General features: G+C 46.2%; 8 protein-coding genes and 2 pseudogenes. 4 read left to right on the forward strand and 6 right to left on the reverse strand.

All coding sequences use genetic code 11. From position 1 onward, the window contains the following. The first annotated feature begins 201 nt into the window (after positions 1–201). The gene (locus SAQUA_RS17525) at positions 202–2820 is read left to right on the forward strand and encodes a YdbH family protein (RefSeq protein ID WP_380674901.1); all 2619 of its coding nucleotides are present in this window, start codon (positions 202–204) and stop codon (positions 2818–2820) included. 343 nt (positions 2821–3163) lie between these two features. Here the strand turns inward: SAQUA_RS17525 and SAQUA_RS17530 are convergent, their stop codons facing one another. From SAQUA_RS17530 to evgA, 3 genes are all read right to left on the reverse strand, one after another. After that, entirely contained in the window at positions 3164–3697 is a 534-nt protein-coding gene (locus SAQUA_RS17530) for a LuxR C-terminal-related transcriptional regulator (protein WP_380674899.1), read from the reverse strand. 773 nt (positions 3698–4470) lie between these two features. Continuing rightward, positions 4471–8049 carry a response regulator gene (locus SAQUA_RS17535; protein WP_380674897.1) on the reverse strand — a complete coding sequence of 1193 codons (3579 nt, stop codon included), beginning with the start codon at positions 8047–8049 and terminating at the stop codon, positions 4471–4473. Further along, positions 8046–8672: an acid-sensing system DNA-binding response regulator EvgA gene (gene evgA, locus SAQUA_RS17540; RefSeq protein WP_380675071.1), complete on the reverse strand. Its 627-nt coding sequence runs from the start codon at positions 8670–8672 to the stop codon at positions 8046–8048. The genes SAQUA_RS17535 and evgA overlap by 4 nt, the downstream gene beginning before the upstream one ends. 415 nt (positions 8673–9087) lie before the next feature. Between evgA and SAQUA_RS17545 the strand changes: the two genes are divergently transcribed. Both SAQUA_RS17545 and SAQUA_RS17550 read left to right on the forward strand, forming a co-directional pair. Next, a complete protein-coding gene (locus SAQUA_RS17545; protein WP_380674895.1) occupies positions 9088–9492 on the forward strand; it encodes a hypothetical protein in 405 nt (134 codons plus the stop codon). A gap of 328 nt (positions 9493–9820) precedes the next feature. Beyond that, a complete protein-coding gene (locus SAQUA_RS17550; protein WP_380674893.1) occupies positions 9821–11518 on the forward strand; it encodes an Hsp70 family protein in 1698 nt (565 codons plus the stop codon). A gap of 47 nt (positions 11519–11565) precedes the next feature. On the opposite strand, the gene SAQUA_RS17555 is transcribed toward SAQUA_RS17550, so the two are convergent. Both SAQUA_RS17555 and SAQUA_RS17560 read right to left on the reverse strand, forming a co-directional pair. Continuing rightward, positions 11566–14262: a hypothetical protein gene (locus SAQUA_RS17555; protein ID WP_380674891.1), complete on the reverse strand. Its 2697-nt coding sequence runs from the start codon at positions 14260–14262 to the stop codon at positions 11566–11568. Then, positions 14259–14966 carry a DUF1266 domain-containing protein gene (locus tag SAQUA_RS17560; protein ID WP_380674889.1) on the reverse strand — a complete coding sequence of 236 codons (708 nt, stop codon included), beginning with the start codon at positions 14964–14966 and terminating at the stop codon, positions 14259–14261. Before SAQUA_RS17560 ends, SAQUA_RS17555 begins: the two co-directional genes overlap by 4 nt. 197 nt (positions 14967–15163) lie before the next feature. Between SAQUA_RS17560 and SAQUA_RS17565 the strand changes: the two are divergent. Beyond that, a pseudogene (locus tag SAQUA_RS17565) lies at positions 15164–15579 on the forward strand (IS5 family transposase); the annotation flags it as partial. On the opposite strand, the pseudogene SAQUA_RS17570 reads toward SAQUA_RS17565, so the two are convergent. Next, a pseudogene (locus SAQUA_RS17570) lies at positions 15544–16232 on the reverse strand (tyrosine-type recombinase/integrase); the annotation flags it as partial. The pseudogenes SAQUA_RS17565 and SAQUA_RS17570 sit on opposite strands and share 36 nt — an antisense overlap. Between the last annotated feature and the right edge of the window lie 98 nt (positions 16233–16330).

A 16330-nucleotide genomic window follows, 5' to 3' on the forward strand; every position in this document is an offset into this window, starting at 1 on the left:
CTATTTTTCATTTAGTTGCCATCTAGCTGCACCTCGAAGAAACTAGCGTATATACTCGTTATATAAGTGGTTGCCATGCTCACAGCCTTCAGCCACATAGAGTTATCAGTGTGTTAAGGGGGATAGTAAACCAGCCGTATTCATACCACTCGAATTTTCTAGAGTACTTATTACGATGGGTTATGAAAAACAAGGTGTTAAATGGCCAAGCTATTGAAATTTTGCGGCGGTATCTTGCTTTTGCTGTTCGCCTTGCTGATCCTAATTTGGCAGGCACTGCCACACTGGTTACCATTACTGGTAAACCGCATACTTCCTACTGGAACAGCTATAAGCCTCACTAGCTCGCCCAATTGGCGTGGTGAGGCATTAACCCTACCCAATGTGCAGCTTTCCGTTCATGGATGTAGGTTGTTAAATGTCGTCAATCCCCATATCGGTTATCGTCATGAACGTTGGGAGCTGCAACTCCAACGCTTCGAACTGGATAGCCTTTGCCTTTCCCACCTACCTGTCTCGCAGAACGGTAATGCAATAGCACTACCCTTGGCAGACTTGCAGCGGCACTTGCCCAACGTTCAAATTTCGGTGGCACAGTTTGTTGTCGCACCCTGGCAAAAGTATGCAGGCCGAGCAGATTGGGTTGCAGAAAAAGGTAGCCTTTCAGTGCACTATGCTGGTGAAGCTCTCTCTTTCAATGCTGTTTTGGATCATGGACAGCGCCTCGATTTGCAAAATTTTTCGCTGCAGATCCCCGAGTTACCCGAACCATTGCGGCTTAGCGGTACCCTTAACCTGCCACCTATACTCGGTAGCCTGCCGTTTGATGGTGTCCTAAAGGGGGAACTCAATACGCTATATACGCCTCTGCCGCTCATTTTTGACCTTAGCTGGAAACAGCTGCAAGGGAAACTTGATATCCGAGAAAAGGGAGGAGAACAGCTCCTGGCTCATCTTCCCTGGCGGATTGCTGACAGGCAATTTCACATTGAGGAAGGAGAGTGGCGTTGGCCCTATGCCCAGCAGCCGTTAAATGGGGGAATCAACCTGACATTACAGCACTGGAACAGTGATTGGGATGAAGCCGAATTCAGTGCCCGCCTCAATGTGATAACTGCGGGCAAGATCGGTAAGGCTAATGCGGTTCTGATACTTGGCCCCGCTAAGATTGGCCAGAACAACAACCCGATTGATTTCCAGCTAAATGGCCGAGCCAATTTGGCCGACCTCTCTTTTACCGGCACTCTGCCCGGTCGGCTCCATGAACCATTCGATAATCCTTCCGTGACGTTGAAGTCCGGGGCGATACTTCGCGCCTATGGCAATATCATACCCAAGCTTAAACTGAATGAAGTGCGCTGGCCGCTGGCTGGGGTCCGCGTCAGCATGGCGGGTGTTAACGGTCGTTTACAAGCCATTTTGCGTGCAAGCGACAGTTATTGGGGGCAATTTCAGCTTCACCTTGATGGTCAAGCGCAAGACTTCTGGCCAGACCGAGGCAACTGGCAGTGGCACTATTGGGGAAATGGCGGATTATCACCACTGCAGGCTCGCTGGGATGTTAGCGGTAAAGGCTACTGGCGGGACAAGGTTATCGCGATGGACCAGTTTACCGCCAATTTTGATCGGCTAAATTATGGCCCGGTCACCGTAGAGTCACCAAAAATGATACTTAGCCGCCCCTTGTTATGGCGACGCTCGGCAGAAAAGAGCCATTTCAGTGGTTCACTGCGACTAAACGCAGATAAAACACGCTTTAGCAATGGAAGCTACCTGCCTCAGTCACAGCTTGACGTGCAATTACAGGGACCAAGTATTGACAATTTCACGTTGAACGGTGAGTTCCATGCCGGAAACATTGGCCCTGTCCGTTTAAATGGCCGTTGGGATGGTGAACGTCTACGTGGATCGGGTTGGTGGCCAAAGCAGCCGTTGACCGTACTCCAGCCGTTTCTCCCTGCGGATTTGAAAGTCAAGCTACGTGATGGCGAATTCTATGCGCAAAGCGCCTTCTCCGTTACACGCAAACAAGGCTTAAAGGCCGGTGGGCACTGGGTGGTTCGTAATGGCGACATGTGGCTCAGTGAAGGTAAGCTCAATGGATTGGACTTTTTACTTTCCTATCGACTTAAGGATCAGATCTGGCAGTTGGGGGTACAGCAACCGGTAATACTGCGCATCAAGTCGCTACAAAACTTGTTCGATATGCAAAATATCAGCGCGAATCTGCAGGGTTTCTATCCCTATAGCGATGCGCAGCCGCTGAAGCTGAGCAACATTGGCGTCGAATTGCTACGGGGGTATCTGGGCCTGTCTGGATTAACTCTACCTGCTCGCCAACCTACGGTGCTTACATTGAGGAAAATCGATCTGAGTGAACTGCTCTATGTGTTAAAAATCAAGCAGTTTGCTTTATCTGGCAAGGTTAACGGTGAGTTGCCAGTATACCTTTACGATGCGCAATGGTTGATCAAGGAAGGATGGCTAGAAAGTAGCGGGCCGCTGACGTTGCGGCTAGAGCCCGATATGCTTAAGGAGATCACCAAGCGGGACGTGGTAGCTGGAACGGCACTCAAATGGTTTAGTTACTTGGAAATCAGTCAATCACGAATAAACATTAACCTCGATAATTTGGGAATGCTACAGATGCAGACTGAGACCCATGGCGTCAACACGCAGATAAGCAATCCGAGATCGGTGATACTGAAACATCGTCATCAGGAAAATATACTTCATCTTTGGCGCAGTCTACGTTTTGGTGATAACTTGCAAGAGCAATTAGAGCAAGCCCTTCTCCTGCCTACCAGGTCGAGAAAATGAAGTACCCTTCTTTTTTCCTGATAGTTGCAACAACGCTAACGCTTAGTGGTTGCTTACGTGTTCAGGTAGCCTATAAAGGAATGATAACCATAAAATAATCGCTGACTGACGGGTAAGGCGAGTCAGCGAAATGCTGCCATGGCACGTTGTTCAAACAATGGAAAACCTGTCAACATGCCTACGACAGACCAATGATGGCAGAAGTACGAGCAATCTTGTTCATGACAATCCCTGCTAAATAGTGACGCTATCGTTTGGCGTGGTCTGAACATAGCCTTAATCAGGCTACTTAGCTCTGAGAATCATCTTTTGTTCACTATTTACATTTTGTACCGGCCAGTGCTTATAGCACTGACTCGCACATAAAGGCATCGTCCTCTTTTCTGTTTCTCTCGCTCGAAAACATCTTGCTATACAGTGAAATGCGATTATCTATTTTTAGCTTAAGCATGATATTCCTGCGGTGGGCATAAAATGTTTTCATTTTAACCCCCAACTTATCAACAATATCAGGAACTGTCATTCCTTCCTGCATACAGCTCAATATCTCGCATTCTCTGCTTGAAAGATGGTGCTTTACTCGATATTTATACCTAGAGTCATTCACAATCATAAATGACAGAATTTCGCTTATATCACTCCTCTTATCCATAAAAGATATATTGCCCATATCTTTCAACGCGTAGTAATCAAGATCATTGGAAATGAACGCTATTACACGCTTATTCTCGTCAGCGCTGAAGTCGATTCCGTTATAGTTACTATTATCAACATCAATAATATAGTAATAATCATCAATCAACTCAGGTGTTAATAGTGCGCAGACACCTACTATAAAGAAGTAGTTGTCTGAAAAAACAGATTTTGACAAATGCATAAGATTCCCTGTATCGGTATCTCTTCTTGCTCAATAAATTCTTGCTACCGTTCTTGCTTCCCTGATTCAAATCTACATCAAATGAAAAGTCATGACATCACAAAATTTAAGCCATTAATTTAACATTTTCAGGGTAAGCATTTACACTGAATCATAAATTAAAAAAAGACATAAATTTAATATCGAAACAATAAATCAACATTTAACTTCAAAAAAAATCATAAAAAAAGAATCAAAAACCAATCGATAGCATGATGACAAAACGGATTAAAACGCAGTTTCAATGGTCTTCATTTGTAAAAAACACAAAAATAAGATCTTTCTTAGTAACCATTCCAATCATAAACTTCGAATTGACCAGTCATTCAATTCAGGCGCATTCTTTCATTAACAGCAATGAGAGGGAATCAGCCGTACCTGATCTTTATGCCATCCCCTCCCTACGCGAGTAGGAATAATGGTAAGGTGCATATGATCTTGCCAAAATGCAGCAATTATAATGAGATATTTATACCCAAAATAATTCGAGTTGCATGACAAAAACGCAATGCGTTTTTGAACAGCGCTTGCGCTGGCCCCGCAGGGGTGAAGCCCATGGACGTGCCGAGTAGTTGGACGAAGCCAATACCCATGCAACTTGAAGTATGAAGGGTATAGCCTTTCTGAGTACCGAGGTACATTCAAGTACTCGCTAGGCAGATCAACCCACACCAATGCTTCTAATTCTTCGGGGTACATATTGACTCACATAACACCACTTTAAAACATACTCTTCATATTTCAAATTGCTCAATACCTTTATCCAAATCGTCAATTAATTGACTAATCTTTTGTAATTCAGTTTCTATATAAGTGGCCTCGAATACAGATAAAAGCTGCTCCTCCAGTTTTTCTACTTGCTCATGGAGCTTATATGCTCCCAGTAGCTGCGCAGTCCCGTTTATACGATGTAAATGATGCCTCAACGCCGCAACATCAGCTGTTTCAACAGTCTTAAACGCCATCATAAGGTCACGCCGATTCTCTCTTTGTGCATCCTCAAGGGCAGCTTTCATCAGAGCTCTATTTCCCATAGCTAACGCAGTCAGCTTTTCAGGGTCATAGCCAATGCCAATGTTGTTTTGACAAAGTGAGTTCAGCAACGACTCTAGCTGCTGCAAGTTTAATGGTTTGAACAGACAAGCATTCATCCCAGCATCAAGACAGCGCTGATGCTCCTCTGACTGCGCGGATGCCGTCAGCCCCCAAATTGTTATCTGATTATCAGTTTTCCGAATCGCCTTAGTCAGATCGATACCGTCCATTTCAGGCATGTTAAGATCGGTAATGACCGCATCATATCGTTTGTTCTTAAGGGCGATTAACGCCTGAACACCGTTTTCCGCTTCATCTGCGTGGGCTCCAAGAACCTGCAATTGCCGTTGTAACAATAAGCGGTTGGAAGAGTGATCGTCGACGATAAGAATAGAAAACTGGCCTAATGGAGCAACGGTTTCGTTGGATTGTAGTGGTTCAATTTGCCGCTGCTCGATCCGATCGTAGGTTACCGTGACTGTCATCGTTAACGTAAATATCGTCCCTTTCCCTAATTCGCTTTGCAGACCAATGCTACCTCCCATCAGAGAAAACAGCTCTTTGCTGATCACTAACCCCAATCCAGAACCCGCCTGCCTATGCCCCGAGTCAGCCTGAATAAAGGGCTGAAACAGTCGCCCCTGCTGTTCAGGCGCAATACCAGGCCCCGTATCCTCGATAGTAATGACCACTTCACTTTGCCCTGCTCCAGACGCTTGCGAGGAGGCAGAAACCGTCACGCTTCCCGTCTGGGTAAATTTGACAGCATTGCCGATAAGATTGGTTAATACCTGCCCAAATGGCTGTGGATCCAGCCAAAATAGCGCCCCAGCATCCAAGAGACTTGTCCAGCCCAGAGATAACCCTTTCTGCACGGCAATGCCATCGAACAGACTGACTTTTTCGCTAATTATCGCGTTGATATCCACCCACTGTGGTACAAATTCGTATTTACCCGACTCGATCTTTTCCAGATCCAAGGTTTCACCAATTAGCGCAAGTAAGGATTGGGAGGCATTCCAAGCCTGCTGGACAGCGGTTTTATCCTGTGGTGAAACGATCTCGGACGATCGTTGTAAGAGTTCAAGAAAACCTACAATACCGTTAACCGGCGTGCGAATTTCATGGCTCATACGGGCAAGAAACAGCCTTTTCTCAGCATTGGCTTGCAACGCTTTATCTTTTTCATCTTGCAAAGCTGTCAGCAGGATTTTTGTTTCTGTGACATCTTGCCAGCCACAGATAACCACTGAAGATTTGTCGTCAGGCATAGTACATAAAGTCATCCAGTGACGGATCTGCCGCTCTTCGCTGCCATTATTGAGCATGAAGTCGTGAGCAATAATTTTAGCCGGATCTAGCCCCCGCTGGATCTCATTATTGACGGTTAAAAATAGCGCAGCAAAAGGGTGTCTGTTGTCGTAAAGAGAATTGAGGATCCTTTCTTTATCCTGCTCAGGGAAAAAGGCGAGAAAAGCTTTATTATAGTTTTGCAACTCCCCTGCCAACGTCACTACATAGATCGGCATGGGGATAGCATCTGACAGCTGTTTTATAAACTGCAATTGTGCTTTAAGTTGCAGCTGCGAGTGCTTCCTTTTACGCATCTCTCTCGAAAGATATCCCCCCCAGATCAGGCTACTGATCACCAACAACGCAGCAAATATCGCTACCAGGTAAAATTGCTTGCTATAAAGATCCCAGGTATCAATAGTGATCGCTGGCATCTTGAGCCATTTTCCCGTCAGTTGGAGTATCTCTTTCTGCGGGATATTATCCAGCGCTTTGTCCAAGATCTGGCGTAGTTCCGGTGCCGCACGCGGTACAGCGAAGACAACCGCTGCAGGATCACTGCCCTGAATCGGAGAATACTTCAGTTGATCAGGGTAATAGTGCTCACTCAAATAGCGCGCGGTTAGCTGGTTCGCAATACCAGCATCTACCCGTTCATTTACTACCAGATTCACGGCAACACTGGAATTCTCCACGATGGTCCAATTGATATTGGGATACTTTGCTCGCAGTGGCATTAATAGCGGATGATTTGATGCAATGGCAACCTTCATGCCTGATGCCAACTCCGCCCGGTTATCAATATTATTTCTAACCACCACCACAAATGGCGTTGTAATAAATGGATGCGTAAAAGCAAATTGATTGCCACGGCTTAAATTATAGGTTTCCGCCTGAACCAGATACCAAGCACCTTTATCCAGCTCTTTGAGCATCTCATCGTTCGATTTGGTAATAACTGGTTCAAACTCCAGGCCAGTCTGCAGGCTGATCAGATTGAGTATGTCCCCAATCATCCCACGAACTTCCAGATTACTATCAGCCATAGTAAAAGGGACGAAGTAAGGGTTAATCAGGATCTTCATTTTCTTATTTTCACTTAACCAACGCTTCTCCGCAGCTGTCAGATCAAGCTTGTCATTCATAAATGACAAATTACCTTTTTCTATCCACCCCTGAGTAATCTGATTATGCGTTTTCTCATCCACTGCGGAAATAAATTGATTTATGACATTTTTTAACCTTTCCTGCCGCGGGGTAAGCAGAAATACACTCTCCTTTCGTTCCTGCCCCCAGAATCTTACCATGCTCAATTCCATATTGAAGTCTTGGGAAATAGTTGCACTACTGGTTAAATTATCACCTATGTAATAGTCATAGTCGCCATTAGCTACGGCAGAAAGTGCATCATGAACACTGGTAAAATGGATAATTTGAGCATTAGGAAAGGATTGTTTGATAAATGAGTCAGAAGGATAGTTATTCGCAATCGCAACCGTAGCGAACTCCTCACTACGCAAAGGCTCCATCACATTCGATAAGGTGGTGATCAATGTTGGCCAGGAGTAAAAAACCGGCAGTGTAGACATTAGACTGTCGTGAACTTGTGGTTTGTAGAGCAAGTTCGTCAACAGTAAATCTACACCTCCAGCTTTCAGCGAAGCAGTCGCTTCCCCCTTATTGGCAAAACGAATAACCTCAATAGGTACATTTAGCGAACGTTGCATCAGAACAAGATAATCAGCATTGATGCCACGATACCGACCTGTTACTGAATTTAATGAAAGCGGGGGGCTATCTGGCAAGGTGACTGCTATTCTGATTTTTTTCTTTTGCTTTAGCCATTTCGTGTCATCCTCACTGAGGTAAACAGACACCGCAGGAATATGGTTATACCCAGACAAATCCAGCGATATAGGCGCCATAGAGGAGGCCGCTGTAGTTTTAATGCTGAAGAGAATGAGAAGGACAATGATAATTTTCATACTATTTTATTACGGTTAGCAAAAGAGATGAGCTCGATTAAGGAATTGCACCCCAACTTTTCCATTAATCGTGTCTTGTAGGTGCTGACAGTTTTGCTACTGATATGCATTTCGTCACCAATTCGGCTATTGTCATATCCCGCCAAAATATGTCTTAAAACCTTTGTTTCCTGAGAAGAGAGTGTCTCCAATTTCTCATGTTCAGACGAGTGCGCACCAACAAAATTGTTGATAATAAATGGGAAATAGCTGTAACCATTTTGCGCAGCATTAATCGCCGCAATAATATTCTCCATCCCCTCTTTTTTACTGATAAAGGCATTGGCCCCAGCATCTGCGCTTCGCTTGCCATAGAATCGATCGTTTTTAGCCGACACCACCACGATGATACCCGGGTACAGCTTACTTCTGAGTTTTTCGACAAGCTCAACGCCGTTGATGCCAGGTATGTCTACATCAATAATGGCAATTTCTGGCATGTTCTTCACTAGGATTTTTAATGCCGTCATCCCCTCTTCAGCTTCTGCAATAACTGAGAAACCATGCGTTTCCAGCAAACTGCGAATCGCCATTCTGGCAAGGGGGTGATCGTCAACAATTATTGCTCTTTTAGCTGCATTCATCATGGTTACCCACCGTCACAGAAGCTTTGTTTTCAAGTAGAACAATATGTTACTCAGCATAGCGCAGAACTGCCAGGAGTGAGTAAACTCGGCGATAATATTCGGATTAATAACATATAATTCATTGTTATTATTCGTTTTTTACTCTAGAAAAGTAGGAAGTATTTGAGCTGCCGTGCTGGCTACGCTTCTTCATCTCTGTTACATGGTCAGCTATATCTTAGGGAATTTAGAACCTAACGATGGTGATGGGCAATTTGAAGTGCGTGGTTTGATGGTTTAACAAAAGGGTAGGTTTTTGCGTTCTCGCTGGAACAGCAAGTTACTTAGCTGACATTATCAACGTCGATTTATACTAAAATATGTTAATAACGGTGCGTAAGCACAGCCCTTAGAACCAGAAGTGAGATGAAAAATGATCAGAGCATTACACAAAGTTCTGCTAGCCTGCCTAGTTGGTTTACTGCTTGCAGGGTGCGACGACAGTTCAAACAGTGAAGAGACCAAAGAAAAAACCAACACGCTGAGCGAAAAAGTTCAAAGTGAGCTCGGTGCTCTTAAAGAAGCCGGAACCACTCAGGTCAAGGAATTGCAAGAGAATGCAGACGCGTTAAAAGCAGAAGCGACTGAACATACACAAAGCTTGAAGGAAGATATGCTTGAACATACTGAGGCACTGAAAGGGGAGGCCAGCAACCAGGCACAATCGTTGCTTGATTCAGCCAAACAGCAGGTCGAAGCCTTCAGTAAAGAGGATCACGGAGAAGCGCCTCAAACTGACGGCGAAGAAGACGCGCCTGAAAAATCAGTGGGCCCATAACCGATTCAGCTTTCGTGCGGTGCGGCGCACTACTGGTATTTAGCTTCATTGGGAGCGCCGCACTTTATTGAACCTGGACATACCACCCAACATCCCCCACACGCACGAAGATTTCGGTAGAACGTAGTAGACGTTGGGATTATCGTGCTACTTCATCCTACTGCCTGAAAGCTGCCAGCAACATGGTTTTTGGATGTGCAAAGCCCTAACACTGGCACGAATATCTGATGCTAATCAAACTTGATCCGCAGCAATAACTATGCTTAATTCTGCTCCTCCAGCAGTACCATCCGGCGCAGCAAAGATCCTTATTTATGAGGCTAGGAAGATGTTACAACAGCATGATGCTACCCCGGCGATCGGCATCGATTTAGGCACTACTAATAGTCTGATCAGCGTCTGGCAAAACGGTGAGTCTCGCTTAATCCCCAACGCTCTCAATGAATATCTTACCCCTTCGATCGTCAGCATCGATGAAGACGGGGCCATATTAGTAGGTCGTTCTGCTTTATCTCGCCTGACAACTCACCCGCAAAAAACGGCCGCGCTATTTAAGCGTTACATGGGCAGTAAAAAGAAATTCAAGCTGGATCAAAAGACTTTTGATGCCACGGAATTGTCGGCAATAGTATTGAAGTCCTTGAAATCAGATGCGGAGAGTTTTCTCGGCCAATCAATCCGCGATGTCGTAATTTCAGTTCCTGCTTATTTTAGTGATGAGCAGCGTAAGCAAACCCGTTTTGCTGCAGAACTGGCAGGTTTGAATGCTGTGCGGCTGATTAATGAACCAACAGCTGCTTCAATGGCCTATGGCCTTCACACTCAGGGATTTGGCCGCACGTTGGTGTTTGATTTGGGTGGAGGGACTTTTGACGTTACTGTATTGGAATATGATTTACCGCTGATTGAGGTACACGCTTCTGCGGGGGATAACTACCTTGGCGGCGAAGATTTCACTCAGGCAATCATTAAGGCGTGTATCAACGAATGGAAAGTAGATGGCTCGCAGATAGCAGCCCATGACATGGCCCGGCTATATGATTGTGTCGAACAGTGGAAATGCCAACTTAATCAACAAGGAAGCTCACAGCAGTTATGTTGGCAATGGCAGGATCGGCAATGGGTGATGGACTTGGATGAGCATAGGGCGGCGGAGATCTGGCTGCCGTTGCTCAATCGCCTACGAGCACCAATTGAGCAGGTACTGCACGATGCTCGTTTACAACCGCAGCAGTTGGACCATCTGGTATTGGTTGGGGGCGCATCGAAGCTGAACACTATTCAGAAAATGGTGGTTAAGCTATTCGGTCAATTACCACATCAGCATCTTGATCCCAAAACAATCGTAGCGCTGGGTGCCGCAGTGCATGCAGCCTGTCGCCTGCGAGCTCAGAATATAGAGGAAGTGATCCTGACAGATGTCTGCCCCTATACACTGGGCATTGCTACCTCAAACGAGGGGCGCTGCGGTATTTTTTCACCGATACTGGAACGCAATACCGTGGTACCCACTTCACGCGTAGAAAGCTACTCAACGACGCATGTGGAGCAAACCTCGATCCGGCTCGCAATCTACCAGGGAGAAAGCCCGCATGTTGACAACAACATCTTGGTGGATGAATTTACCGTACCGGTAAAACCCAACGGCAATATCCAATCACTGGACGTTCGTTTCAGCTATGATATCAATGGGTTGTTAGAGGTTGATGTTTTTTTGCCTGATAGTGGGGATTCATTCACTAAAGTGATCGACCACAGTCCCATTGGCCTGAGCCCGGAGCAGCAGCAGCAGCAGCAGAGTCAACAACGTTTGCGAGCATTAAAAGTTCACCCGCGCGATACGCTGCCTAATCGTACTTTGCAGGCTAGGCTGGAAAAAGCCTGGGCTCAATCGCTGGGTGATGAGCGCAGGCAGATCGGTTTGTGGTTACAGGATTTTGAGATGCTGCTGGCGAGCCAGCAGGAGCAAAAAATTCAGCCCATACGCCTTCAACTGGAACGATTTCTGGATGAAATAAATTACTAAGCATCCCTGATGAGTTGCTACACGGGCAACTCATCAGCCTACACTTTTCAACCTTTTTCACCCGGTGGACGGCCATGCTTGTTCCTGTGCTTCACTCCCGGTATCAGCAAATACAGAGGGATCAGATAAGGCATGCACATCAACACTCCAGCTTCAATGGCTGGGTACCGACGGTCCAAATCATGACCACGCCGAAGCAGTGCGCTGTATGTATTGATCAGAATAAATCCTATAAGCACCCAGGCTGAAAGCACGCTTTTTAGCAAAATGTAAACCAAAAACATTGCTATCGGTACCAAAGTTAGCTGCGCCAACAGGCCCATGCGGTCGATCCGCCGGTTAAATTGCCAAAACTGCCAGAAGCGGCTGTCTGGCATTTGTTCCTGAATACGTTGTAATTCAATACCGCGCTGATTCGATAGCTGTGCTAATAGCCCTGCATTCAATCTGGATATATTTGGTAGACTGGTATCTGCAAAACGGGCCATCAATTGTTGATGTATTTTCTCATCCAATATTGCATGAGGGGCCTTGTTTAAGCAGAGAGTTGCTTGTTGTAATAGCCTGTAATTACCTGTATCACTATCTTCAGATAATGGCTGTTGTAGTTCCAATTCCTTCATTACACGGTCAAGTTCCAGCCGGATTGCAGCATAAGACTCCTCATAACCATTATGCAGTAAAAACGTATAAAACCACCTTTGCTCAGTCAACGAAGCCTGCAGAATCTCATCTCGCCAGTTGGCAGCGTTCCGATAAAAAAAGTCAACATTAGCGACATCGCATTGCTCTACATGGCTCTGCACGCGTTGCAAAAACTGGCTAATTGATATCGGCAAGTGCCCCCAACATAAATAGTGCAGACGATTATCCAACTGCAATTGTTGCTCGAATTGCCACGCGAGGTTCCCCTGCGATGGGTCAAGTTGCCGAATTAACTGATACAGATCGTAGACAGGATGCTGTTCGCTGGGCGTTAGGTTGTTTATCTGGCAGGCAATATCGATCTGCTCGACTTTTCCATTAAGCAACAGAGCCAGTAAGCAAGTTTGTCGGTATTGATCCCAGGTAGCGGTAGCATCATCAAACACTGGGATTTCAATCTGGTCTTCCACGGCTAAATAGCTCAACCAGTGTTTAATCGTCTCAAGCTCGGAGTAAAGCTCAGGAACATAGTACAAGCGGTTCAATCGTGCTGGCGACATGTAGCGCCATTGTTGTAGCCAAATAATGACTTGCTGCCTGAATACAGAATCAGTATCTGTGAATAGCTCTGGCAGCTCATGGTCGGTTGGGCCATCCAGCCACTGCGTAAAGCTGGTAATGGCGCTCGAATTACTCAACCATACCAGCCGTTGCGCCGCCTGTGATTGCAACCCTTGCAGGATCAGTGCCTGAAGAGGATCAGCCAGTGTAGGCTGGTCAATGATTTGCTGCAGTAAGCCCTCATTACCCAAGGTTAACATAGAGGCATGGCGGTAGAGTAATCTCAGGGGGTCGCTGCCATCATCAAGCACTAGGTGTTCGTACATCACACCGGCCTTATAACCACCGGATTTCCAATTGATGTAAGCCCGTGCGATCGGTAGCGAATCCCAGCTTAGCTGTGCAGCCTCCCCCCAACGCACAAAGGTCTGCACCGTTTGGGTTGGGGTCAGATAGCTCTGCATTTCATCATCTGCCAGCCCCCCCTCCACTGCAGGATAAACTGGTCGATCAAACGACTGGATCAGTAGAGGTAAGTAGGCAGGATACTTTTCACGACACCAGTTCAATAACCATTGCTCAGCCTGCGCATGTCCTTCTAACTGATATAGCCTAAGCCAATAATCGAAAGCCCGCTGCTCGTCGTGCAACAATGCACAATGGCGGGCTGTCAGATACAGCCAATCGCGATCCTCGGTGTCCAGGGCGAGTTGCTCCAAACAGTAATCCCGCAGAATTTCACTGGGAACCTCAGCCAGACTGTACCAGTTGGCCAACTGTTTCATTAGCCGCGGGCAGTTTGGCCAATAAAGCACTGCTTGATCGGTCAACAACGAGCGCAATACCCAGATCGGCTCATTCCAGTAAAGATGATACGCATAGCGAAAGTAGGCAACGGTTTCTATTTGGGCTGGCAGACTGATTGACGACAGTGTGGAAAGATCGAATATATCTGCGCGAGCAATATAGTCTAAATAGTCATCCAGGCGGGCAGCATCATCTTGCTCCAGTTCTTGTAAGCGTTGCCGCCAGTTAAAACGTTCGGCTAATAATCTTACACAGTCAGTAGAAACACATGATGCGTTATATACCCGTTCTAGCAGCGGCCAGCGTAGCCGATCAATAAGTTCAATATCGTGCTGACCCAACTGATAAATATAGCGATGCCAGCTTTGCGCTTGATAACGTGTCTCTGGGGTATTCAATAGAGAGTCGAATTCAGCCAGCATGTTTTCGAATAATTGCTCTTGATGCGTAGCTGATAACAACGATTCAGATTGCTCCTCTCTCTGAATATCTACAACGGCATTTTGGTAGTCATCTTGAGTGCCGTTACTAGCAGCATGATGAGTAGAATGCAAAATAAACGGAGACTCGGCCAATTTACGTGCATTCTCAAAAGCCTGGCGTAATAACTGAAAGCCATCGGGATCAATTTCGGGATGATAATCAGGGAGTTTACTACGATAGGCAGAGCGGATAGCTTGTTGATCATCCGTCGGCTCAATGCCTAATATTTGCCAACATTGTTGATTCATGACCAATCAACCTCTTCCAGAGATGCAGGTTTATCGATTTCATGGCAATCGATGTGCCAGGGTAAGTGTTTAACTGGGCTATCTGTATGACAATAGAGTTGCCGAAGCAGGTTAATATCGACTTGCTTTCCGCTGAAGTGGCAAAAAGCATATTGCTGCTGTTCTGGAGTATCTTGATTTAGTGATTGCCAATAAGCGCGACCTACGAGAAAGGCGGCATAATAGCTTTCCCAGTTAGCATAAAAGTGGCGTGCCCGAAGTGCCAACCGTGAATGGAACCACAGATTCTCTTCAGCAGTAAACCAACCATTACAATGAGCAATACGACAAAGAAATCCCAACCGCCCCAGATCCCAGGAGCGGATCCCACCATCACCGCAAATAGCCGCAGTATCAGCCACTATCTGCATCAACACTTGTTCTTCGGCTGGCTGTTGTTCTAAATGTTCCTGCCATTGTTTAGGGCTGATACGATGCCAGAGAAAATAGTAGCGTGCCAAGTGCCGTGCATGCCCTTCATCCGCCATGCGTATCACCATGTTGATCAATTCAACACGCGAAGTGATCCCCCAACTGGACTTTAAATCGACAGTTGTAGCAAAGGGATAAAATGTTGGTGTGTCGAAGGTTGCGCCGTTATCCGCATTAAGCGCCACCATAGGAGCGGAAAGAGCCATCAGCCAATGGCAATACTGTTGTTCCATCAATCAAGCTCCAATCAATCCTTGTTTTTACCGGCAAAAATAAAAGCTCATTAATATGAGGACCCGGTATTCCGCCAACAAAATATATACAAGTCAGTAGCTTTGCAAGTCTGTCCTGCACCCCGTTGATTAGGCTGTGTCCCGTAATTATTTTTTGTACAATCCAACACCTATTTTAACCAGAAGAAGTCTTTTACGTGGCTCGTTACGATTTTCCCGATGACGCTTGGACGTTGATTTTCCCCTTGTTGCCGCCTGAACGAAGCATTTCTAAGGCCGGTCGTCCTTATCTTGAGCACAGGCAAGTGATGAATGGCATATTTTGGGTGCTGTGTTCAGGTGCTCCCTGGCGGGACCTGCCTGAACGTTATGGTCACTGGAAAACAATTTACAACCGGTTTAATCAGTGGTCCAAGGCTGGAATAATAAACGGTATTTTCAATAAATTACTTCAGATACTTGATGCGAAAATGTTGGTTGACTGGGATGCTATCGCGTTGGATGGCAGTAACATTCGGGCACTGAAAGCCGCTGCAGGAGCTAAAAAAAACACCCCGATGAACTCAGTTGTCATGGGTTGGGTCGCTCTCGAGGCGGCTTTGGTACCGGTGTACTCATTGAGGGATTGAAGAAAATCAGGGAACTCTGCCGCTACCAGGTGCGGATAATGCTTATGCTTTTGGATCGCGAGCGCCCCCGCTAACTCGCTGGCCGGGTTATTCTCTGCCCTGCCGGTAACGATCGCATAACGGAACGTCTGGCTGCAGGCCTGACGAATTTTGCGCATCTTGTCGAGAACGCCGCGCTTCTCTAACTTGCGCAGCGCCTCCAGAACCTCAAGGGGTTTGATATCAGCAACGGGCCGCTTGCCGATGAAGGGGAAAATATCTTTTTCGAAAGACTCCATCAGATCTTCGGCATAGCCCTTAGACCAGTTCGGCACTTTGTAGGCGTGCCACTCTCTGGCCAGTGCTTCAAAGGTGTTTTCTACATTGACTTTTCTGGCTTGTTTTTCTCTTCTGAAGGGTCAATTCCTGCAGCCAAAAGCTTTTTTGCTTCTTCTCGTTTGATTCGAGCACCAGCAAGAGAAACATCAGGATAGACTCCGAACGCAAGACGTTTTTCTTTCCCGTCAAATCGATATTTGAGGCGCCAGTAACGAGAACCGCTAGTTGAAACCTCCAAATACAAACCGCCGCCATCAGCGAGCTTGTATGTTTTCTCTTTAGGCTTGGCTGAGTCTACCTGCCTTGCATTCAACTTCATTTGGGGGCACCTCAAAGATCGAACACATAATGCCCCCTATTATGCCCCCTGATGAGAGTAGATTTTGAGATAACTCAGTACACCATAGTGGACTTTAG

It is taken from the genome of Serratia aquatilis (genome assembly GCF_044865145.1).
GTDB lineage: Bacteria > Pseudomonadota > Gammaproteobacteria > Enterobacterales > Enterobacteriaceae > Chania > Chania aquatilis.